This window comes from Brevibacillus ruminantium (genome assembly GCF_023746555.1).
Classification (GTDB): domain Bacteria; phylum Bacillota; class Bacilli; order Brevibacillales; family Brevibacillaceae; genus Brevibacillus; species Brevibacillus ruminantium.
The window spans coordinates 4,121,172-4,142,424 of the sequence record NZ_CP098755.1; the positions used below are offsets into that span (position 1 = coordinate 4,121,172).

Annotated in this window: 20 protein-coding genes and 1 other annotated feature; of the genes, 8 read left to right on the plus strand and 12 right to left on the minus strand. The window is 52.4% G+C overall.

Annotated elements, in window-relative coordinates; all coding sequences use genetic code 11:
- The first annotated feature begins 175 nt into the window (after positions 1-175).
- Complete coding sequence (locus NDK47_RS20330) at positions 176-1,468, plus strand: amidohydrolase (RefSeq protein ID WP_251871586.1); 1,293 nt, start codon at positions 176-178, stop codon at positions 1,466-1,468.
- Between the two features lie 75 nt (positions 1,469-1,543).
- Here NDK47_RS20330 and NDK47_RS20335 read toward each other — a convergent pair whose 3' ends face one another.
- A complete protein-coding gene (locus tag NDK47_RS20335) occupies positions 1,544-2,503 on the minus strand; it encodes an AraC family transcriptional regulator (protein ID WP_251871587.1) in 960 nt (319 codons plus the stop codon).
- Positions 2,504-2,528: 25 nt separating this feature from the next.
- Here NDK47_RS20335 and NDK47_RS20340 point away from each other — a divergent pair, with 25 nt between their 5' ends.
- Together NDK47_RS20340 and NDK47_RS20345 are read left to right on the plus strand one after the other, a co-directional pair.
- Positions 2,529-3,809, plus strand: a complete 1,281-nt coding sequence (locus NDK47_RS20340) for an MFS transporter (protein ID WP_251871588.1) — start codon at positions 2,529-2,531, stop codon at positions 3,807-3,809.
- A gap of 93 nt (positions 3,810-3,902) precedes the next feature.
- Positions 3,903-4,682 (plus strand): MerR family transcriptional regulator, encoded by a 780-nt coding sequence (locus NDK47_RS20345; protein WP_251871589.1) that lies wholly within the window; start codon positions 3,903-3,905, stop codon positions 4,680-4,682.
- A gap of 160 nt (positions 4,683-4,842) precedes the next feature.
- On the opposite strand, the gene NDK47_RS20350 is transcribed toward NDK47_RS20345, so the two are convergent.
- Positions 4,843-5,289 carry a TspO/MBR family protein gene (locus tag NDK47_RS20350; protein ID WP_251871590.1) on the minus strand — a complete coding sequence of 149 codons (447 nt, stop codon included), beginning with the start codon at positions 5,287-5,289 and terminating at the stop codon, positions 4,843-4,845.
- A gap of 201 nt (positions 5,290-5,490) precedes the next feature.
- Here NDK47_RS20350 and NDK47_RS20355 point away from each other — a divergent pair, with 201 nt between their 5' ends.
- A complete protein-coding gene (locus NDK47_RS20355) occupies positions 5,491-6,708 on the plus strand; it encodes an RNA-guided endonuclease InsQ/TnpB family protein (RefSeq protein ID WP_251871591.1) in 1,218 nt (405 codons plus the stop codon).
- A gap of 189 nt (positions 6,709-6,897) precedes the next feature.
- Here the strand turns inward: NDK47_RS20355 and NDK47_RS20360 are convergent, their stop codons facing one another.
- Positions 6,898-7,629: an ankyrin repeat domain-containing protein gene (locus NDK47_RS20360; protein WP_407653324.1), complete on the minus strand. Its 732-nt coding sequence runs from the start codon at positions 7,627-7,629 to the stop codon at positions 6,898-6,900.
- 123 nt (positions 7,630-7,752) lie between these two features.
- Between NDK47_RS20360 and NDK47_RS20365 the strand changes: the two genes are divergently transcribed.
- Entirely contained in the window at positions 7,753-8,622 is an 870-nt protein-coding gene (locus tag NDK47_RS20365; RefSeq protein ID WP_251871592.1) for a LysR family transcriptional regulator, read from the plus strand.
- Between the two features lie 4 nt (positions 8,623-8,626).
- On the opposite strand, the gene NDK47_RS20370 is transcribed toward NDK47_RS20365, so the two are convergent.
- Positions 8,627-9,319, minus strand: a complete 693-nt coding sequence (locus tag NDK47_RS20370; protein WP_251871593.1) for a metal-dependent hydrolase — start codon at positions 9,317-9,319, stop codon at positions 8,627-8,629.
- An 83-nt stretch (positions 9,320-9,402) separates the two neighbouring features.
- On the minus strand, positions 9,403-10,041 hold the full coding sequence (locus NDK47_RS20375; RefSeq protein ID WP_251871594.1) for a cyclase family protein: 639 nt from the start codon (positions 10,039-10,041) through the stop codon (positions 9,403-9,405).
- A gap of 414 nt (positions 10,042-10,455) precedes the next feature.
- On the opposite strand from NDK47_RS20375, the gene NDK47_RS20380 reads away from it, so the two are divergent.
- A complete protein-coding gene (locus NDK47_RS20380; RefSeq protein ID WP_251871595.1) occupies positions 10,456-11,097 on the plus strand; it encodes a MerR family transcriptional regulator in 642 nt (213 codons plus the stop codon).
- A gap of 147 nt (positions 11,098-11,244) precedes the next feature.
- Here the strand turns inward: NDK47_RS20380 and NDK47_RS20385 are convergent, their stop codons facing one another.
- The 7 genes from NDK47_RS20385 to NDK47_RS20415 all read right to left on the minus strand — a co-directional run bounded on the left by NDK47_RS20385 (position 11,245) and on the right by NDK47_RS20415 (position 17,579).
- Positions 11,245-12,435: a M20 family metallopeptidase gene (locus tag NDK47_RS20385; protein WP_251871596.1), complete on the minus strand. Its 1,191-nt coding sequence runs from the start codon at positions 12,433-12,435 to the stop codon at positions 11,245-11,247.
- Positions 12,436-12,501: 66 nt separating this feature from the next.
- Positions 12,502-13,731, minus strand: a complete 1,230-nt coding sequence (locus NDK47_RS20390; RefSeq protein ID WP_251871597.1) for a Zn-dependent hydrolase — start codon at positions 13,729-13,731, stop codon at positions 12,502-12,504.
- Positions 13,732-13,939: 208 nt separating this feature from the next.
- Entirely contained in the window at positions 13,940-14,737 is a 798-nt protein-coding gene (locus tag NDK47_RS20395) for a CPBP family intramembrane glutamic endopeptidase (protein ID WP_251871598.1), read from the minus strand.
- Entirely contained in the window at positions 14,727-15,380 is a 654-nt protein-coding gene (locus NDK47_RS20400; RefSeq protein WP_251871599.1) for an SdpI family protein, read from the minus strand. Before NDK47_RS20400 ends, NDK47_RS20395 begins: the two co-directional genes overlap by 11 nt.
- A gap of 4 nt (positions 15,381-15,384) precedes the next feature.
- Positions 15,385-15,660 (minus strand): autorepressor SdpR family transcription factor, encoded by a 276-nt coding sequence (locus tag NDK47_RS20405; protein WP_251871600.1) that lies wholly within the window; start codon positions 15,658-15,660, stop codon positions 15,385-15,387.
- A 148-nt stretch (positions 15,661-15,808) separates the two neighbouring features.
- Positions 15,809-16,258 (minus strand): hypothetical protein, encoded by a 450-nt coding sequence (locus NDK47_RS20410; protein WP_251871601.1) that lies wholly within the window; start codon positions 16,256-16,258, stop codon positions 15,809-15,811.
- Positions 16,259-16,280: 22 nt separating this feature from the next.
- On the minus strand, positions 16,281-17,579 hold the full coding sequence (locus tag NDK47_RS20415; protein WP_251871602.1) for a helix-turn-helix domain-containing protein: 1,299 nt from the start codon (positions 17,577-17,579) through the stop codon (positions 16,281-16,283).
- 295 nt (positions 17,580-17,874) lie between these two features.
- Positions 17,875-18,142, plus strand: a binding site (T-box leader).
- Positions 18,143-18,200: 58 nt separating this feature from the next.
- Between NDK47_RS20415 and trpS the strand changes: the two genes are divergently transcribed.
- Both trpS and NDK47_RS20425 read left to right on the plus strand, forming a co-directional pair.
- Positions 18,201-19,187 (plus strand): tryptophan--tRNA ligase, encoded by a 987-nt coding sequence (gene trpS / locus NDK47_RS20420; RefSeq protein WP_251871603.1) that lies wholly within the window; start codon positions 18,201-18,203, stop codon positions 19,185-19,187.
- Between the two features lie 296 nt (positions 19,188-19,483).
- Positions 19,484-21,193 (plus strand): glycoside hydrolase family 18 protein, encoded by a 1,710-nt coding sequence (locus NDK47_RS20425; RefSeq protein WP_251871604.1) that lies wholly within the window; start codon positions 19,484-19,486, stop codon positions 21,191-21,193.
- The last annotated feature ends 60 nt before the right edge of the window (positions 21,194-21,253 follow it).

Below are 21,253 nucleotides of genomic sequence, written 5' to 3' on the forward strand. Positions count from 1 at the left end.
TTCCTACATTGTATGAAATTTTATTTCATTAGTCAATTCCCTGATATTAAATAATATTACGTTTTTTTCGAAAAAGTCCTGCTGAAAGATTACTTTTTTCTATGCGTCGCTTGACCTTTCCCTTGCGTGAAGGCTTAGACTGAAAACCGCAGAAAACGATGAGGAGGAATAAGCTATGAAACGAATCCTGATCAAACAGGGAACGATCCTGACCATGAAAGAAGGAGAGGAGCCGTTCATCGGCGATATTCTGATCGAGGGGGAGGATATCCTCGCGGTAGCGCCGTCTATCACGCAACCGGCTGATCAGATGATCGAGGCAAAAGGCAAGGCGGTCATGCCGGGACTGATCAACGCTCATAATCACGGGGCCATGTCGCTGCTTCGCGGTTTTTCCGATGACTTGAAGCTGATGGATTGGCTGGATAAAAAAATGCTTCCCGCCGAGGCGAGGATGACCGAAGAGGATGTTTACTGGGGGACGAAGCTGGCTATCGCGGAAATGATCCGATCGGGCACCACGACGTTTGCCGATATGTACGTCTGCATGGACGCGGTCGCTCACGCTGTCGTAGAGAGCGGAATGCGCGCTTCCCTTACCCGCGGGCTGGTCTTTTTACAGGACGACGGCGGCAAGAGAATGAGGGAAGGCATCGATCTCGTTGAAAAATGGTCCGGTGCCGGAGAAGGCCGCATCACGACGATGTTTGGCCCGCACGCTCCCTACACCTGCCCGCCGGAACCGCTTCGCGAGGTGATCGCTCTGGCCCGGGAGCGTGGAATTCCGCTGCATATTCACCTGGCCGAGACGAAAGAAGAAATCGTCAAAATCAGAGAACAGTACGGCGAGACGCCCACAGAGTATCTCTATCATCTCGGCATGTTCGAGCATACGCATGTCCTGCTCGCTCACGCCGTGCATCTCACGCGCCGGGATATCAATTTCCTTCGCGGCATACGCGGCGGTGTCGCCCATAATCCGGTCAGCAATCTGAAGCTGGGCTGCGGGATCGCTCCTGTCATGGAGCTGAAAAAGCACGGCATCACGGTCGGACTGGGAACGGACGGTGCCGGAAGCGCCACCACGCTGGACATGTTTGCCGAGATCAAGGCCGCGACCTGGATGCAAAAGCTGGACTACGGCGACCCAACACAGTTGTCAGCCGAAGAAGCCCTGCGCATGGCCACGATCGAGAGCGCCAAGCTGCTCGGCATCGATCATGAGGTCGGGACGCTGGAGGCGGGCAGAAAGGCCGACCTGATCCTGATCGACTTGAATCAGCCGCACCTGCAGCCCATTCACAATCCGTTTTCATTGGTCGCCTACAGCGTCAATGGCTCAGACGTCGACACCGTTATCGTAAACGGACAAATCCTGATGAGAGAGCGCCAGCTGACGACCCTCTCCTGGGAAGAAATTCAACGGGAAGCCGCCAGTCGTGCTGCCCGGTTGGTCGAAGGGCTGTAGGGGATCAGGAGAACGAAACAATGCCGTCCTGTCGCGGGACGGCATTTTCCATTTATTATGGCGGCATTTATGGCCTCACCTTTTTCCCCTCTGCCGACGGTATTCGCTCGGGCTTGCACCAAAGGCATTTTTAAAGGCTCGTTCAAAGGTTCGCAAACTGCCGAAGCCGCTCTCATACGCGATGAAGGTGATGTCCAGACTGGTCCCCTCCAGCAGGCTTCGCGCTTTTTTTATCCGTTGTTCCGCCAGAAAACGTCCGGGCGTTTGCCCCGTCTGTTCTCGAAACAAGCGGATCAGATGGTACTTGCTGATCCCCGATACCTCCACCAGTCTGTCGAGGGTCAGGTCGGCGGACGATTCGTCATGGATGAGCTCTATGGCCCGGCGAATCGCAGGATGATCGACGGCTGCAAGATCACCTCTGGCAGGAATGGCGTGGGTCCCTTCCTGGAGTGACAATAACAGACTGGCCAATTCCCACTCCAGCTCCTGCCGCTCCAGCACGTTCAGCGGGTTTTTCATCGTCTGCATGACCGACTTCTCCGCCAGCAGGCGAAATCTGTCAGTGGCTCCATTTCCCCACGGGGCAAATTCAATGCTTCCCGCTTCCTTTTCCAATCGGTCAGACATTACTTTTCGCAAAAAAGACTCCTGCACAAATACGAGCATCATCAGTGCTGTCTCGTCACCTGCAAAATGACGATGCTGATAGCCGGGCGACAAAACCAGTCGCTCTCCCCCTGCTACCCTCCGAACTTCCCGGTTGCATTGCATATGCGGGGAGCCGCCCAGGGGGATGCTGATTTGGTAAAACTCTTCATGATCGTGCAGGTCGTCCGCAGATTGTGCCGCCACCTGATAAAGCGTGATGGCACAGTGTTCCATTTTTGCAGACAATAGCCTTTTTATCGGGTCCATGCCGTTTTTCCCTTCCTTTGTCCGTGGCCATTTTGCAGGAGCAATGAATGCCGCATGGCTCCCGCAACCGCTGTCGCGCCGAAGCTTTTCCTCCCGGTCATAATAAAGCAAAGCCACCCCTGATGATCCGGAGGTATCTTCTATGAATGTTTCCTTGCTTCGCAATCGAAATTTTGTTCTGTTTGTAACGCGGGAATCGATCTCGCTTTCGGGAACCCTTTTCCTGAATGTTTCGCTTGCACTGTACACGTTGGCTGCAACGGGTTCGGCAGCCTCGTTTGCCTCTGTGCTTGCCCTCGGGATTATTCCCCAGCTTGTGCTCGGGCCTTTCGCAGGCACCCTCGTAGACCGCGCTGACAAGCGTCGCCTTCTGATGTGGCTGGATAGCGGACGCGGATTATTGCTGCTGTTGTTTTTTCTTGTCTCCAGCTTCATGCCCGTACGGCTGGAAATGATTTATGTCATCGTGCTCTTGTTTGCCGCCGGCGATATTTTTGTCGCCCCCGCCTCCCTCACCCTGCTGCAGCGGATCGTCCGCAAGCAGGACCTCACCCACGCCAATGCGCTCGATACGACGGTTGTCGAAACCGTCCGCGTCCTCGCTCCATTTGCTGGTACAGTTGTTTACAGTTGGGCGGGGCTGCATGCGGTGTTTTTGGTCGGGGGTATCCTGTGCTGCCTGTGCGGCGCCGCAGCCGCTCTCATCCGAGTGGAAGCACAACGGACTGCGGGCGTTTCTTCCACCATCTTACAGGATATGCGCTCCAGTTTACAGCCATTTACGCGTGATGCCCGAATCCGCTCTCTGGTGATCAACGGGATGCTGACTCATCTGTTCCTGTTTCCCTTTATTCTGGTCGGCTTTCCGTATATGATCAAACAGCTTTTTCTCGGCAGCGACACCGATTTCGGTCTGGTGGAAAGCATGATGACGGCAGGATCGCTTTGCTCGCTGGCCGCAGTCATGTTCCTGCAGAAAAGATATTCCCTCTCGGCCAATATCGGCATCGGGATTCTCGGGATGCTCCTCTTTGTTTGTCCGCTGCTTTTTTTGCAGAATGAAGCTCTTGCTTCTCTCCTCGGCCAATCTCCGTGGCTGGTCGTCGCTTTTTTCGGAGGGATTGGTTTTCTGCTGTTCTTTTCCTTTGGAACGTACGGCGTATTCTTTCGCACCTTTTACCAGCAAACAGTGGACAGCTCGATGCTTGGGCGCTTTGTCTCCGTGATGGCCATGCTATTCTCGATATCCCGTTTTTTTGGTTTTGCTTTGTACGGACGTTTGTTTGACTCCGATGATCTGCTTGTTCCCGTCGTTATTCTCGGGATCGGCATGGTGCTGAAGCTGCTCGTCCATCTTCCCTTTTTGCGGGCGGAAAAGCGGTTGGCGGCAGAGCAGCACCAGCTGGAAAAAGCGGACCTGTGACAGGAGAGTCAAACAGTTTTTCCGCGTTCGAGATGCCTTGACTCTGACCTAGGAGGAGCCATTATGCTGTGAACAGAAAGGAGTGAAATGAAAATGCTCTACACGGTAAAAGAGATAGCTGCCCTGTCGAATGTAACGGTAAAGACTTTGCATCACTATCATTCCATCGGGCTGCTGCTGCCATGTGAGATTAACGAAGCGGGGTACCGCCTGTATGGAACAAAAGAGCTGGAGCGTCTGCAGCATATTTTGTTTTACAAGGAACTTGATTTCCCGCTGGAAAAAATCAAACAGCTGCTTGAAGACGCCCCTGAACGGTTGTCCATTCTCGCCAGTCAGAAAGAGCTTTTGCTCGCCCGCAAGCAGCGGCTGGAAAGAGTCATTCAAACGCTGGACGAATCGATTGCACATGCAAAGAACGGTGAACAGATGAATCAGACAGAGATGTTCAAGGGGTTTTGTGACGAAGAGGAGTGGATGGAGGCACTGGCCGAACAAAAACGGTATTTGGAGGAGACCTATGACTTTTCCCTTCCGTCTATCGACTCGTCCGAGGTCCAGGCGATGAATGAAATGGCACGGGAAGCGAAGCGATTTACCGATGGAATGGCGGATTCTCTGGCGAAGGGCGTCAAATTTGATGATGAGAGTGTACACAGGCTGATTGCCGAGCATATCGCCTTCTTGAATCAGAGCGGACATCCGACCAGCCCCGCCGATTTTGCGGCACGAACGCGCTTTTTTCTGGATGACGACTTTCACCGAAAGATGCTTGAGGAACAGCAGACTGGTCTTGCTTACTATTTATCCACCGCTGCGGAATCGTTTGCAGTCAAAGAAAAAAGTACGACCGAAGTGAAAAAGTGCAACTGAAGTGAAAAAGTGCAACTGAAGTGAAAAAGTGCAACTGAAGTGAATAAACGCAACTGAAGTGAATAAACGCAACTGAAGTGAATAAACCGCCGCACCCTCTGATAGTTGCGGCGGCTTTCCATGCTTCTAAGCATCCCATGCAATATTCAAGGACATCCATCTATCGATTGAGCAAGAAGATCCCCCAAGACAGATACGCCGTGTACAAAGCCCACAGCAAACAGGGCATGAGCAGATAGGCCGCCACTCGTTTGCGGGGCCGGATCATTCTGATCAGCAGCCAGGTGGAATAAGCGACAAGCACGGTGTCTACCGCCGCTGGCAAGAGCAGATGCTTCTCAACGAAAAGCCAGGTAAACACCTGAATGACCGCCCAGTTGATAAAAAACAGCAGCAGGGTTTCCGCGTCCATTTGCCGACTTCTGGCTAATTGGACAATTGATAACGATATAAGTCCCCACACGACGGGGAAGAAGCTGGCAGGTGGAGTGCCTGGCGGTTTGGCAAGCGCCTCGTACCAGTCCCCACCCTCCGGATAAAGAAAGGTTGCCCATGAGTAAAGCGCATAGAGGGCGAAAAACAACAGCGCGGAGGTACCGATTTTCACCGCACATCCCATCCTTTGACATCTGACCTTCTTGCCATAGTTTATGAGACGTGCCTTCGTTTCATCACGATTTGTCCAACGGGATTTTAACCTAATTAGCCAGAAGTTCCCCACTTCTATAAGTGGTGGGATGAATGGCGTTTTTTGTGCCTGAATATGGTATAATCAGAACGTACATTCTTATCGAAAGGAGGATTCAACTTGCTCGCAACCACAGAAACGATCACTGTGATTCGAACAGAAAAGGTGTCCTTTCACGCTCATCCCCGCGTCATCGATGAACTTTTCGCCTGTAATCGCCTCTCGGCGGATGTATGGAATACCTGTTTGGAAGAAGCAGAAGAATACCATCTGGAAACTGGCAAGTGGATCGGGCAAACTGAGTTGCAGAAGAGAATCAAGCGGCGTTTCCCTCTCCATAGCCAATGTATCCAAGCCGTATGTCATAAGTATCTTCGTGCCCGGGATGGTGCTCATGCAGCAAAGAAAAACGGTCATTCGCACATCCGCTATCCGTACAAACGGAAAAAACACTTCAACACCCGTTGGGCGAAAGATGGGTTTACCATCCATGCAAATGGACGCATAGAGCTGAGTCGTGGGATATGGAAAGGGAAGCGTCAGATTCCGCTCGTTGTCTATGTCACCACTCTTCCCAAAGGAACCATCAAAGAAATTGAGTTGCTGTTTGATCGAAAGCTGATGCTAGCCGTAACGTATGAAGCAGAAGTCGAAAGCTCTACCGTTTCAGGAGAACATCGCTGTGCGATTGACCTTGGCGAAATCCATACCATTGCGGCGGTTGCGACGACAGGAAAGAGTGTGATCATTACCGGTCGGAAAGTACGAAGCATCCGGCGTCTTCGGAATAAGAAGCTCGCAGAGCTCCAACGAAAGATGTCCCACTGCCAAAGGTACAGCCGACAGTGGAAGAAATACAATCGGGCAAAGCAGTACCTTCTTTCCAAGAGTGAACGACAATTACGGGACGCTCTTCATAAAACCACCAAGCAATTTGTCGAGTGGGCTGCCTGGCAACAGGTGAATGAGGTCGTTGTAGGAAAGTTGGATGGCGTTGGACGACATACCTCCAAACGAAAAAAGAAGAAGGTACGCTCTCGCCGCCATAATCAACGAATGAGTCAATGGGCCTTTGGAAGAACCACAAGTTATTTAGGTTATAAGTTGCAAGTCAATCGGATCAAACTGAGAAAAGAAGAGGAGTCATTTACCTCGCAAACGTGTCCCGTTTGCACCCGGCGCAAGAAAGTATCGGGTAGAGTCTATCAATGCAAGTGCGGCTATACGCAACATCGTGATATCCACGGTGCCGGGAACTTTTTGGCCAAGGTTTGGTATGGGGGGATTCAACAACTTCCTTTTCCCATCTTACCGCCAATGTATCTACGGATTGCCTAGCGCAAGAAGTAGTAGATGGTCTGTCACGACCCTTGCCGAAAGGCATGTTGCTGATTATCTGTCAGCCTAGACGTGCCATCGCCTCCTCCCTTGGAGATGGAAAACGCTCGAACGGGCGCTTGCTACGATAGCGTTGCCAGTTAGATCAGAAACCCCCACCTCAACGTAAAGCGTAGGTGGAGGGAGTGTTCATCGAGCTCCGGCTTTGATCAGCATCTCCTCGATTTCCCGGTATCCGCGCTTTTTCGCATGGACAAGCGGCGTAACCCCGTCCTTGTCGGGAATATTCACGTCGGCTCCGTGGTCGATCAGCAGCTGAACGATTTTCTGGTGGGCCTCTCCCCCGTCGCTGAGCACGATCGCTTCCATCAGCGCTGTCCAGCCCAGGTTGTTCACGTGATTGACATTTACGCCAGAGCGGGCGAGTAGCTCCTGTACAACCTCTACATGCCCTCTTTCCGACGCCGGGATCAGGGCTATCCCGCCGTATCTGTTCGTCAGCTTGGGATCGGCACCAGCATCAATAGCCAGCTTGACGATATCCAGGAGTCCCTCTGCGCCCGCATACAAAAACACGTTGTCCAAACGGTTGTCCCGGATATTCATATCAGCCCCGGCATCGATGAGCGCTTTGACCGTTTCTGTGTGATTGCCATGTGTGGCTGCGAGCACCGCCGTCCGTCCTTTTTCATCCGTAGCGTTGATGTCCGCACCTTTTTTGAGCAGCTCCAGCACCGCAGCAGTTTCACCTTTTTCCGCCGCCTTGATTAGCTCCTGTCCCATATTTTCCTGCACCACTTTTTGCGCACTCTCCTTTGCAATATTCTGTGCATGATGTAGAACTTCCCCTGTGCTGGCAGGCTCCTCGCAGCCTGCCAGAATCAAAAATGAAGAAAAGAAAGTCATTGCCAGGCGGATCACAAATCCTCCCCCTCCCTTTGCACGTTCTCTTCCTCCATGCTATCATGGCAACTGATATACGAAAAATATTACTTATATTATATTCACTTACTTTTCTCATATATCTAAGCGGAGGTGTCTTTGGTGGATATCAAACAGTTGCGCTACTTTATCGCCATTGCAGAGGAGAAGCAGATTTCGGCTGCTGCCAAACGTCTTCATCTCGCTCAGCCGCCGCTTAGCCAGCAACTGATCAATCTCGAGCAGGAATTGGGCGTTACTCTGGTGATCAGGCACGCCAGAGGTCTGGAGCTGACGGAGGCCGGACGCATCTTGTACAAGCATGCCGTCAAAATTGCCAGCTTTGTCGAAGAGTCTACCATTGAGGTAAAAGAGGTAGGCGAGGGAACAAAAGGAACACTCAGCATCGGTGTCAATACACTCTCAGCAGAGCCTTTGCCCAGGCTGTTGAAGCAGTTTCGGGAAAGCTATCCCCATGTTTCGTATAAAATCCAGCAGAACGAATCGGACCAGCTTCTCAAAATGGTCAAAGAAAAAGCCATTGAGCTCGCGATCATCAGGCTGCCGCTGGAACTCAATGACTTTTCGATCCTGCATCTGAAAACGGAACCTCTGCGCTTTGTCGCCTCTACGCGCTTCTCGCACTCGTCCCTATCGATCACCTACGAACAGATTCGCCAGCATCCTCTGATCTTGCCCAGTGTCGAAGGACTCGGCGTGTATCACGTGATCCTGGAGGAATTTTCCCGCCGCCGCATGGAGCCGTACGTCCTCGGCGAATGCTCGGATATCGCGGTCCTGCTGCAATTGGTGTCGTCTGGCTTTGGCGCCACGATCGTGCCGGAAGCGGTACTCCAGATGCATCCCGGGCATGAGCTGCAGGTGTTCGAGATTGCTGATGCGACCCTGAACGCTTCATCCGGTGTCATTTGGCTAAAGGACTACTACCTGTCCAAGCCAGCGCAAAATTTCCTCGATCTTTTGAAAGGTTGATGCCTTAGAGACTTGTCGACTCGCCCGGTTTCAGTACGATCCCGTCGATTCCTTTTTCTTTCAGGCTGTCTACAAATGCCTGGCCATCCTGTTTGATCGGCGGGAACGTATTGTAATGGATCGGTACGACAAGCTTGGCCCCTACCCATTCCGCAGCGGTCTGGGCATCCTCTGGCCCCATCGTGAAAACATCGCCGATCGGCAGAAGGGCCACATCGATGTCATGACGCTCGCCCAGCATTTTCATATCGCCGAACAGACCTGTATCGCCTGCATGGTAAACCGTTTTTCCGCCCATGGTTACGAGGAAGCCGCCGGGCATGCCCAAATAGACGATCCGGTTGTCCTCGGAAAAAACCATGCCGGAGCTGTGGAAGGCTTGTGTCATTTTGACGCGGCCAAACGGAAACGCGGCAGACCCGCCCAGATTGAGCGCCATCGTTTTGGCCCCCTGCCAGCCCAGGTAGTTGGCCAGCTCAAAGGTGGCGATAATCGTCGCGTCGTTTTGCTTTGCTAATTCAACTGCGTCCAGGATGTGATCCTCATGTCCATGTGTCAAGAGAATGTACTGAACCCGAATGTCAGACAGCTTTGTAGCGGCCTGCGGGTTTCCCGAGATGAACGGGTCGATGATGATCGAATGTTCTTCGCTGGTAAGCTGGACACAGGAGTGACCGTGGTACTTGATCTCCAACATGCGCATTCCCTTCCTTCTTCCTGATCTTTCTTTTGATCATAGGTGGGAATGGTATCCATGTCAATTCGCGGACTCGTTGCTCTCTAATCAAACAGAACCGCAAAGGCACGGGCAAACGCACCATCGCTCCCTTTGATATTCAGCGGAGCAGCAGCAAAAAAGACGCGCTCGCGGTCAATCACATCCAGATTTCTCAGGTTTTCCACGATGCCCAGCTTATTGCCGAGAAATATATGATGTGCGGGAAAGGTTTCGGTCTCGATCGGGTCAGGGGAGATGAAATCAAGTCCAATGGCCCGCACTCCGCGTGCCACCAATTCCTTTGCCAGTTCTTCTCCAAAATAGGGGAATTCATTTTCGTACGCAGCCGTTCCCCATTTTTCGCTGAGTCCTGTGCGAAACAGAACAATATCACCTGGACGAATATCCGCTCCTTCCAGCACAGCAGGACCGAGTTCTCGCTGACTGCCATCCAGCTTGACATCCACGATGACCGCCTCTCCGACAAATCGCTCCAGGGGAATCGAATCAATCGTCTCGCCATTCGGGATGAAATGAGCCGGCGCATCACAATGCGTACCGACATGAACGACTGAGTGGAAGTCCGTCACCTGATACCCGTCTGACTCTACACGTGCAACCTGCTGAAAAACGACATCCGGCTGACCTGGATACTGCGGCATTCCTGGTTCAAACACCTGAGACAGATCGATAATACGCATGAGCGCCTCCTCTTTCCCGATCTAACACGTAGGAATAATGAGTATTTTTCTATTATTATCCATCCCCACTGATGAACTGGCAAGGTTTTTTTGCGACGCTTTTCCATTGTCAAACACTGTGTAAGGCTGCCGATCAAAGGCAGCCTGAGAAAATGAGGCTCCCCCAACAGCTTTTGTGCTTGATCGCGGAATGCCATGGTTAAACCCTCTTTTATCTGTATTCTATGTGCATGCAAAGTAGTTCAACCAAAGCGGACCTTGGTCCATTATTTGACTCTTTCTCTCCTTTTACAACGAACGCTGATAGAATTTGTCGCACGGTTGGCCACAGGAATTTTTCTCCACTCATCGAAAAGACTATCATATATCAGTCGTAACGTTCAGAAAACTTTCGCAGGAACGGAGGGATCGCCTTTGAAAAACGTCATTGAATTGGTCGCCAAGGAAAAAACCTACTCCGGACGGGATGTAGCCGAAATGCTGGGCATTGGAGCCAGTACACTCCGAAAATGGAGCATGCTCTTGGAGCAGCAGGGGTACTGGTTTCAGCGCGATGCTCAAAACAGGCGTGAGTACAGGCCCGCTGACGTGATTGCGATGCGCAGGTTTTTTCATTTGACCAAAGAGCAAATGATGCCGCTTGAAGACGCCGCCCTTACCGTTGCCAATCAATCTTCCCACCAGCATGCTCGAAAAGAATCCGCTGCCTCGCTCAGTCTGGCCCCTGTTCTACCCGCAAACAACGCTCCCGCCAGCAATCCTGCCCTTGCCGAAAACGCTGCCGCCCTGGCGCTGCGAACCAGCTCCCACGTCGATCACCTGGAAGAAAAGCTTCAAGCCCTGGCCAAACACGTGCAGCATCAGGAGGCCGTACAGATGTCTCTGATGGAACAAATTGAGCAGCAGGGCACGTTTATCCGCAACAGTCTGAAAGAACGGGACCGGAGATTGACCAAAGCGATGAGTGACATCATTTCGACCAAGCAGGAGCTTGCTCGGCTTAAAGACGCTCAACGGAAAACGTCGTTTTGGCATCGGTTGTTTCGCTTTAATTGAAAAGGAATTTATTTTAATTGAAAAAGAATTTACTTGAATTGAAAAGAGAATTCCCCTGGTGCCCGTAAACAAAAAAAGGGGCCGCCCCGGCCGGAGGAACTCCCTCCGACGGAACAACCCTGTGCTGCCGATTTGGTTTGGTGCCTGTTATGCTTCTGGTTTCATGACGACCTTGCGTGCAGCGTTGACAAACATTTTCACGCCCACTTCAAGTGCATCCTCATCCACGGTAAACAACGGATGGTGATGCGGATGGACGATTCCCTTTTCCTTGTTGCCAGCTCCCACATAAAAGAAGCAGCCTGGCGCTTTTTGCTGGAAGGCAGAAAAATCCTCACCGCCCATATTCGGCTTCATATGATCAACCCAATCCTGTCCCAACGTTTCCACGACGACACTTTCCATCAGTTGGGTCACTTCCTGGTCATTGATCACCGGACGATAGCCATAGGAGTATTCAAATTCGTAGCTGGCCCCGTGCGCTTCCGTAATTCCCTTGACGACGCGCTCCATCAGAGCTGCTGTCGATTCGCGCAGCTTCTGGTCAAAGCTGCGAACGGTTCCGAGAATGCTGACGGAGCCGGGGATGACGTTGTAAGCCGTCCCGCCGATAAATTTCGTGACGGAGACAACCAGATTATCCAGCGGATCGGTGTTGCGAGAGACGACGTGCTGCAGATTCGTGACGACCTGTGCCGCGATGGCAATGCTGTCTATCGTCTGATGCGGCAGTGCAGCGTGTCCCCCTTTGCCTGTTACGGTGATGCTGAAGGCATCGGGTGCGGCCATCATCGGACCGGGACAAATCCCTACTTTTCCGTAGTCCAATGTCGACCAGAGATGCGCTCCGATGACCAGGTCAACCCCGTCCATCACACCTGCCTGCACCATTTCTTCTGCTCCGCCCGGGTAAATCTCCTCCGCATGCTGAAACAGAAAGCGGACCTCTCCTTTGATCCGATCTTTCATGCCAGAGAGAATTTTGGCTGCGCCCAGCAGCACGGCCGTATGTCCATCATGTCCGCATGCGTGCATCACGCCGGGATTTTTCGAAGCGAATTCGAAATCATTTTCTTCGGTAATCGGCAACGCGTCCATATCGGCACGCATCGCCAAAACCTTTCCTGGCTCCGGCCCGATCAGCCTGGCTACCACACTGGTTTTGGTCGGTCTTCGTACCTCCAGATTTCCAAAAGAGACCAATGTGTCATAGACAAATTGTGCCGTTTTCTCCTCGTGAAAGGACAGCTCCGGATACTGATGCAAATAGCGTCTCCAAGCAATGACCTGCTCTTTGATCTGTTCTGCCTCCAGATTGAGTGTGGCTGTCGTCGTCATCCTCGAACCCCTCCTGTTTCCGATGAGTAATGTCCGTTGAAACGATATGATCCCTGCCTGGTCCGGCTATGCTTCCACGGCCAGGGAGAGAACTGTTTTGTACAGAACGTTGGCTCCGTCTGCACAGTCTTCTTTTGTGGTATATTCAGCAGGATTGTGGCTAATGCCCTTTTGTGAACGCGCAAAAATCATTCCGACCGGGCAAAGTCCGGTCAACTGCATGCAGTCATGTCCAGCGCCGCTCGGCATGGTAAAAGGTTCAAAGCCAAGCGATTCACAGGCGTTTCTTGCTGCCTGCTGAATTTCCTCGGAGCAGATAACAGGCGGAATGCGCTGCAGCAGCTCTACCTTGAGGGCAATGCCCCGCTTTTCACAGATGTGCTCAGCCCGGCTGACAATCTGGGCTTCCACACGATCGAGAATCGACTGATCCACATCACGCAGATCGAGGGAAAACTCTACGCGGCCCGGAATGATATTGACTCCACCGGGGAATACCTGCATCTGTCCGACCGTGCCGACCGCCGCGTCCGTTTGCCCTGCCTCCTGCTCGATGGCCAGCATGATTTCCGCCGCTGCTGCCAAAGGATCGCGGCGAAGTGTCATCGGTGTCGCGCCAGCGTGTCCCGCTTCCCCTTCGAGGATAAATTTCATCCACAGCGGACCAGCTACTCCGTTGACGACCCCTACAGAGAGATTGCGGCTCTCCAGGACCTTTCCCTGCTCGATATGCAGTTCTACATAGGCTTTGACACTTCCCTTCGGCCGTGCCGCCTCGCCGATCGCATCCGGGTCCAAACCATTTTGCCGCATCGCCTCTTCGATCGATATCCCGTCTTTGTCAGAGTGCACCAGCTCGCTTCGTTCCAGAATGCCGGCAATGCCGCGGCTGCCGATCATGCCGTAGCTGAAGCGTGTTCCTTCTTCGTCGGTAAAGGCGATCACTTCGATCGGATGTTCTGTCACGATGTTCTGTTCCTGCATCGCGTGCAGGATCTCCACTCCGGCCATGACGCCAAGCGGACCGTCAAAATTGCCCCCGTTAAAAACCGAGTCGATATGTGATCCGACAAGCACGACAGGCGCTTCCGGATTGCGCCCCTCCCACCGTCCAATCAGATTGCCGACTGCGTCTTCTCTTACCGAAAGCCCCGCCTCCAGCATAAAGCTGCGAACGAGATCCTTCGCCGCTCTCTCCTCGGGTGTAAAAGAGAGCCTCGTAATACCACCCGACTCCTGTTTTCCGATTTCTCCCAAACGCATTAACCGCTCCCAGAGCCTATCTGGATTGATCATACGTTTTCACCTCAACTTCCCCTGTCATTTGGTTTCTTCTATGGATTAACGGTTGATTTACGGTTGTGCCCAAATTGTATAATAGTCGGGTTATTTTGAAAAGATCAAACATGAAAAAACAGCCGGGTGCGCTCCCGGCTGAATCTGCTATCAATTAAATCGGTCTCCCTTGCAGAAGTGTGGCTTGACGATAAAATGCAAAGGCAGATCAAACAAACAGGATGAGGATCTGAGCGATCAGCGTCATGACCACATGGGCGGTAGCATGGGCGATCATCGCCGCTTCCAGGCTGCGCTTCCAGAACAGCCAGCCGAATATAATTCCCCCGACGGCGTTCAACAGGATGGTACGGAGAATGAGAACCGGCGTGAGCGGTGCCAGGACCGCGACAGCTCCCAGATGACCAATGCCGAACAGAACGGCGCTAATCAGAATCGCGATCACCATGACCGAACGTCCCGGGCGCTCCTCGTGCCGCTGGAACAGACGCCAGCCCACCCAGGCCAAAACAGACATCATCCCCCAGCGCAGCAGCAATTCTTCTGTAATCCCCCCATACAGCATGGCACTGACGGTGAAGACGAGATCTCTGGGAGGCGCCTCTTGAGACAGGCTGGCCGGCAGCCAGGGCTGAAAGAGTGCATCGAGCAAAGGCAGGAGAACAGCTGCCACGATACCCGCGAGGATGGCTGCAGTCAATTGCGGACGAAGGCGGCTCCAAATCGGCTCACCTCGCGTCGCTCTGTTCATGAGCAGGGAGGTAAGCCCGGCCCGTGGAGCCATCCAGGTGCCAAAAGCGAGTGCAATCACCAAAAGGATCAACGGCTGCAGCATGGATAATACGATGAGCATGCCAAAGGGCATCACAGGCAACCCGGGAAGATTTTGAAGCTGTTTGACAGAGATGGGAACCAGCGCAATGATTCCGGCCAGACCTGCAGCAAAAAGGATCAAATAGGACTTTCCAAATGCTGGCCCTTTCTTGTTCTCATGGTTATGCTCCATGATTCGTCCTCCCTATATTCCGAAAAACGATATAGGAGTAAATCGTAGGTACGATGACGGATATTCCCAGGACGATAAACATCGGCCACGTCGATGACCGGGTAATCGGGACCAAGACCATCAGGATCATCACGATTCCGGCAATCACCCAAAGCGGCCCCGAGAAGCGGTGTGTTTTTCGCCACACTTCTTCACTGGCCAGCGTCCACGGTGTGCGTATCCCAATAAAGTAGTTATCTCGTACTTGAGGCAGGTAATTGCCGATGAGCACCCACATCGTGCCGACCAGCAGCTTGGCAAAAACGCCTGGACCAATCGTTTCGATCCCCAGATTGAACACCAGTAGGAAGCAGAAAGTGACGCTCAAGATCAGCGCAATGAGGATGCGCATGATCGAGAAGGCTCTGAGAAACTTCTCATAGTTTTGCTTCTTCGGATCGATAAAGCGAAAGAACTCAAGTCCCCCTACAATCGCGATGCCTAATAGCGAATACACGACCAGAAACGACCCTTTGCTTTGAAAGCCGTCAGGTTCTCCACTCGGTCCGAAGTGGATGGCCAACTGTTCTGGAAGATCGTCGTACACATAGATACCCAGTATAGTCGGTACGAGCAAGATCACTAATGCAATGATTCGATTCATATGTTCACTCCTTCCCAGGCTTTTTCTCAGTCATGATTTCCAAAAACCAGCCCATAACATCCTGGACGACTGTCGTATTTAGCGAATAAACGATATGTTGTCCCTGGCGCTCATCGAGAATCAGCTTCGCTTGTTTTAACGAGTTCAAATGATGAGAGATGCTTGGCTTTGTCATCGAAAAATGATCGGCGATCTCTCCCGCTGTCATGTCTTTTTCTTTCAACAGCCGGATGATCTGGCGTCGCGTCGGGTCAGCCAGTGCTTTAAACGTCTCATTCACAAAAATCACGACCTTTTTGAAAACCCTTCTTTTAGACATTTAGACAATTATCTAACTATCTAAGAAAAAAATACGCCATTTTTATGGCGATGTCAACAGCGGTCCTTGCCCATCTATAAAAATACTCTTGCTCTCGCACTTAGCGTGCCTATGAACCGTTTTCCTTCTTTCCCACAGAATGAAGCAAGGTGTAGCCTAGAATAAATCCACTGAGCTGTGTTAAGAAAGTCCCCGATTTCAAGAACACTTCTTTGAATGGCAAAAACTCCCCGAGCGAACCAGAAAAATAGAACACGAGATAAAAAGCACCGACAAAGGCAGGCAGGCCAATGGCCAGACAGCGAATCCAGTCATAGGCCCATTTCCCTGCCATCCTGTACACACGGACAAATCCCGGAATCGCTGCCAGGATACCGAGAGCAATCGGCATGAGCGATGAAAACATAATAAGGGGCAAAGGCCGGTAGGTCATTCCCACTTGTTCTTTCAGTATCCCTTGCACTTCCAACAAGAGCAGTAAGACGAAGCCAAAGAATAGCGAATACCCAAAATAACCGAGTAACCGATACCATTGTTTCCTATCCATCATTCTCCCCACATTGTTTCCCCCCTCGTCTTTTTCACAGCGTGATCCGGTACACCTTGCGCGGCCTGCCTCGCGGGTGAGGATTGTCTTCCCCGACGACCCGAGCGATCCCTTTCGACTCCAGTTCGATCAGAATACGGCGGGCGCTGCGCGGCAGGATTTGCATATGCATCGCCAGTTCATGGGCATTGATTTCCGAAGAGCCGCGCTTTTTCAAAATCGATTGCAGCTTGCTCAGAGTTTGAACACTGAGGGATGTCAGACGGCTGACCTCCTGCAACTGATCAGACGCGCCGCTGAAGGTGATCTGCTCGCTTTTTCCAAGCGGCCCGGCAATCTGCTTGTCATCAAAAAAGACCATCCAGGCACCTGGCCCGCTTCTTTTGGCATGCAAGAGAGCGGTTCCGGCGTGAATTTCCGCTTCATAGGCCGTTTTGCCGATGCCGATGCCGGAGATGACCAGCTCGTCTTTGATGCCAAGCAGTTCAGAGAAATGGGGAGCAGTCGTGAAGCCCTTTGTGAAATCCCCCAAAATCCCACGCGTGGTATAGATCACATAACGGCCCGGTCCTGTCGTCTTCAACGATCCCTGTATTTGTTTAGCATAGCGCTGCAGCCTTTCAGTCGACTCCTGTTCCAGCTGATACAGCTCATCTGTAGAAAACGTTTCCGAAGTCATTCCCGTCAACGAATCCAGCTCGATCAACTGGACGGCGATTTGCGAATCTTTGAAAAGGAGCATTTCATGTGTGCGCAGCAGCATGCTCAGGATGGATTCGATTCCGGCGCGCGTCGGTAGCACGCGGTAAACAGGGACGCCTCTGCGCTTGCACTCCAGCTCTGCCGTCCGCAGACAGGTAACAGCCGCTCTCGTCTTCCCCTCACGCCAAAGCTGTTCATGGAAGTCAGCCAGCTCGCTTGCCCGAATCGCGCCCTCATATGATTTCAGCCAGATGGCAGTCTTCGCTATCCCCGACTCTTCCAGCATCTGGGCAAACTCCTCCAGCGGGATCGTATCAAAACTAAGCTCGCTGATCTTGAGCTGTTCCTCATGAACGATATGCAGCAGAGTCCGGTAGAGGCTGGCACCGGTATGCGGGATATAGGCCATCGGCTTCTGGATTTTTCCCCATTCCTTCGCCATCGCATACGGTACCTGGCCGGAAAACAGCCACATATGGGCTTCGTCGACATGCGGCTCCAACAGCTTCACAATCTCTTCCTCGTCGTGATAGACGATGGGAAGCGGCTCAATTTCTGGATAGTGGCAGACAACGGAACGGATGAGCTCCAGCGTATCATCCGCTCCCAATAAACCCAAACGCAGCTTCAAATAGGCTCCCTCTTTCATGCTTTCATGCGGTAATTCTTCGGTTTCCAATTCCACTTCTGCATCAGCGCCTGCTTTGCACTTGCTTCGTATATGCTTCTGTTTTTGCGGCTTCATTGGTTACTGTAGGATTTTCCTTTTACCAGACGAAAATTTCCATATAGAAGAGAATTCTACCTCAATTTCTCCCTCGACAAAACGCCTTTGTACTTTCGGTTGTATACCGGCAGGAACATTCTGTCAATCACCAGTTGATTTCTTTTCCGGTTGGGAGTAAAATAACTTTTCAAAGGATGACAATACGGCGTTGACGAAGAAGAGTAAACATCGCAGGAGACCCCAGAGAGCTGATGGTTGGTGCAAATCAGTGTCAAATGGATGTTGAATGGCCTTCCGAGCCCCAGCCCGAACCCGCCCTGTGCGGCAGTAGGCCCTGGCGTGCATGTCCTCACGTTACAAAAGGACTTTCCGTAGATTTACTTGCGGAAACGAGAGCGATTCTATCTCTGCCCGTGACGGCAGTAGTGGAATAACAAGGGTGGCACCACGGTTCATTCGTCCCTATTTGGACGAGTGGACCTTTTTTATTTTCGTTGTCAATTTGGAAAGGAGAGCGATGTAGTTATGAAAACCATTTTTTCCGGCATTCAGCCCAGCGGCATTCTCACCCTGGGCAACTATCTGGGAGCAATGAAGCATTTCGTTCCGCTCCAGGATGAATTCAACTGTTTTTATTGCATTGTCGATCAGCATGCGATCACGGTGCCGCAAGAACCGGCTGTGCTCAAGGAGAACATCCGCCGATTGGCTGCGCTCTATTTGGCCGTCGGGCTTGATCCTGAAAAGGTAACCCTGTTTATCCAGTCGGAAGTCCCGGCCCACGCCAAGCTCGGCTGGATCATGCTCTGCACCTCATACGTCGGGGAGCTGGAGCGCATGACCCAATTTAAAGACAAATCCTCGGGACGCGGCGAATCTGTTCCTGGCGGTCTGTTGGCTTACCCGCCGCTCATGGCGGCCGACATCCTGCTGTACAACACCGATTTTGTCCCGGTCGGCGAGGATCAGAAGCAGCATCTGGAGCTGACCCGCGATCTGGCAACCCGCTTTAACCACCGGTACGGCGAAATCTTTACCATCCCGGATGTCCGCGTCGCCGAAGTGGGCGCGCGCATTATGTCCCTGCAGGATGGCACGAAAAAAATGAGCAAATCGGACCCGAACCAGGGAGGCTTCATCTCCATGCTGGATGATCCGGATACGATCGTGAAAAAGGTGAAGCGGGCGCAAACGGACTCTGACAATGCCATTCGCTTCGACAAGGAAAACAAACCGGCGATTTCCAACCTGTTGACCATCTACTCTCTCTGCTCCGGCAAAACCATTGCCGAGCTGGAGGCCATGTACGAAGGAAAAGGCTATGGCGCCTTCAAAAGCGATCTGGCCGAGGTGGTCGTGGATACGCTGAAACCGATTCAGGACCGTTTTCACGAGCTGTTCTCCTCCCCCGAGCTGGATGAGATCCTCTCCGCCGGAGCTGAAAAGGCTAACAAGGTGGCGGGAGAAATGCTGCACAAAGTGGAAACAGCGATGGGCATGGCCCGCCTCTAATCGACCATGCTGATCAGCCCATTTTTGGTTTCATAAAACGAAATATCTCTTCTCTTTACACAGGGCTAGCCCTCTTTTCCGATGCGCCGCAGCAGGACACTGGCGTCATCTGGGAGGGTTGGCCCTGTTTTTTTGCCTCTCTCATCACGTTGGGTGTTTTTTCACAAGAAACTAGGCTTTTCTGAGCTTGTGAGGGATCGCCTACCTGTACTACGATGAAAAAAATTTGGCGTCACCCCTATCAAGACAAGTCGGACAAGCCTGGATACGCAACTTTTTGATGGAGGAACAAAAAAATGAAGCTCTCTCGATTCTTGTTCACGCTTCTCTGTATGACTGCAGGAATTCTTGTCGGCTTTTCCTCTCCGGAGAAAACCATAAAAGCGACGTGGATTTGGCAGGCCGAAATGAGCGCCACCCAGCAACAGGAGATTCTGCAATTTGCCCGGGAAAACGGGATCAATACCATCTATCTGCACATCGACAGACAAAAGCCGTTCAGCCACTATCGCTCTTTTCTCAGAGCCGCCAGCAAAGCGGGGATCAACGTGCACGCTCTGGGAGGCCATCCAGCCTGGGCATTGACTGCGCATCGGGAACGGATGATGGAGCTGGTGGATTGGGTCCATCGCTACAACAGAGAGGCACAGCCGGATGAACGTATCGCTGGGATTCATCTCGATATCGAGCCGTATCTTCTTCCGGCGTGGGACAGTAATCAGACGCAGGTTTTGCAGCAATGGGTTGCCAACATGCAAGTTTTTGTGGAACAGGTCAAAGAGGAAGCGGATTTGGAAGTGAGCGCAGATCTGGCATTCTGGCTGGATGATACGCCCGTCCCGAACGACCCTGAACGCTCTGTGAGCGAATGGATGATCGAGACATTTGACCATGTTACCTTGATGGCCTACCGCAACAGCTTGGACGGCAGCAACGGAATCGAGGCACTGGTCAAAAACGAACTGGGCATTGCTGACCGGCTGGGCAAATCCGTGGTCATTGCGGTCAATGCAAAAGAAATGCCGGGGGAGGCCCATACCACTTTTCATGGCGCGGGGGAAGAAGTCATGAACCGGGTGCTGGAGCAGACTGCCGAAAGACTTCGCATCCATCCTTCCTTTGCGGGAATCGCCGTCCACGATTATCGCTATTGGCAAAACCTTCGACAAACAGAATCGCCACAGACACCGCCGCCACCCGACAAAGAGCCGTTGCTGGGTACCTACATCTGGCATGCGGATGTCGCAGTCCAGGAAGCGGATGAAATTCTCTCTTTTGCCAAGCTGGAGGGCATCAACCTCTTGTATGTCAGGCTCGATCTGGAGCAGCCCTACGAGGTCTATCGGGAGCTGGTCGGAAAAGCGACGGCAGCAGGAATCGAGGTCCATGCGATGGGCGGTCACCCGTTATGGGCACAGGAAGCTTACCGGGAGCGGATGCTGAAGCTGGTGCGTTACGTAAAGAATTACAACAAGCATGCTTCGCCAAGCGAACAGTTTCGAGGCATTCATCTGGATATTGAGCCTTATGTATTGCCGGCGTGGCGCGAAGATCCGGATCGGGTCCTGCGTCAATGGATGGGGAATATCGAAGCATTTGTCCGGGAGACCAAAGAGGACAGCCAACTGCAGACGAGCAGCGATCTTGCTGTCTGGCTGGACCGATTCGATGTGCCTGATGATCCCGGCACTTCTTTTAGCAAGTGGATGATCGCCCAGCATGACCACATCACGCTGATGGCTTTTCGCGACCAAGCCGCCGGACCAGGAGGGATTGCGGCCATCGTGGAGGACGAGCTGAGATTCGCCGACGAACTGGGGAAAAAGGCGATCATCGCTGTAGAGATGAAAGAGAGCAGCGAAGGGGATTACGTCTCCTTTCACGAGGAGGGAAAAGCAGAGATGCGCAGGCAGCTTTCCTTGCTGCCAGAGCTGTTGGCAGATCACCCTTCCTACAGGGGCAATGCGGTACATGCCTATGAATACTGGAAGCGGGCCAAAGAGTAAGACGACACCTTCACGGGGCGATTCATCCCCTCGGCATCATCTCTCTGGCTTCATCCCTCC

Excerpts from the sequence above, each read along its gene's own strand:
- trpS (WP_251871603.1), top strand. The coding sequence starts at position 18,201 with ATGAAAACCATTTTTTCCGGCATTCAGCCCAGCGGCATTCTCACCCTG.
- NDK47_RS20345 (WP_251871589.1), top strand. The coding sequence starts at position 3,903 with ATGCTCTACACGGTAAAAGAGATAGCTGCCCTGTCGAATGTAACGGTA.
- NDK47_RS20330 (WP_251871586.1), top strand. The coding sequence starts at position 176 with ATGAAACGAATCCTGATCAAACAGGGAACGATCCTGACCATGAAAGAA.
- NDK47_RS20400 (WP_251871599.1), bottom strand. The coding sequence starts at position 15,380 with ATGAATCGAATCATTGCATTAGTGATCTTGCTCGTACCGACTATACTG.
- NDK47_RS20375 (WP_251871594.1), bottom strand. The coding sequence starts at position 10,041 with ATGCGTATTATCGATCTGTCTCAGGTGTTTGAACCAGGAATGCCGCAG.
- NDK47_RS20395 (WP_251871598.1), bottom strand. The coding sequence starts at position 14,737 with ATGGAGCATAACCATGAGAACAAGAAAGGGCCAGCATTTGGAAAGTCC.
- NDK47_RS20390 (WP_251871597.1), bottom strand. The coding sequence starts at position 13,731 with ATGATCAATCCAGATAGGCTCTGGGAGCGGTTAATGCGTTTGGGAGAA.
- NDK47_RS20385 (WP_251871596.1), bottom strand. The coding sequence starts at position 12,435 with ATGACGACGACAGCCACACTCAATCTGGAGGCAGAACAGATCAAAGAG.
- NDK47_RS20340 (WP_251871588.1), top strand. The coding sequence starts at position 2,529 with ATGAATGTTTCCTTGCTTCGCAATCGAAATTTTGTTCTGTTTGTAACG.
- NDK47_RS20425 (WP_251871604.1), top strand. The coding sequence starts at position 19,484 with ATGAAGCTCTCTCGATTCTTGTTCACGCTTCTCTGTATGACTGCAGGA.
- NDK47_RS20370 (WP_251871593.1), bottom strand. The coding sequence starts at position 9,319 with ATGTTGGAGATCAAGTACCACGGTCACTCCTGTGTCCAGCTTACCAGC.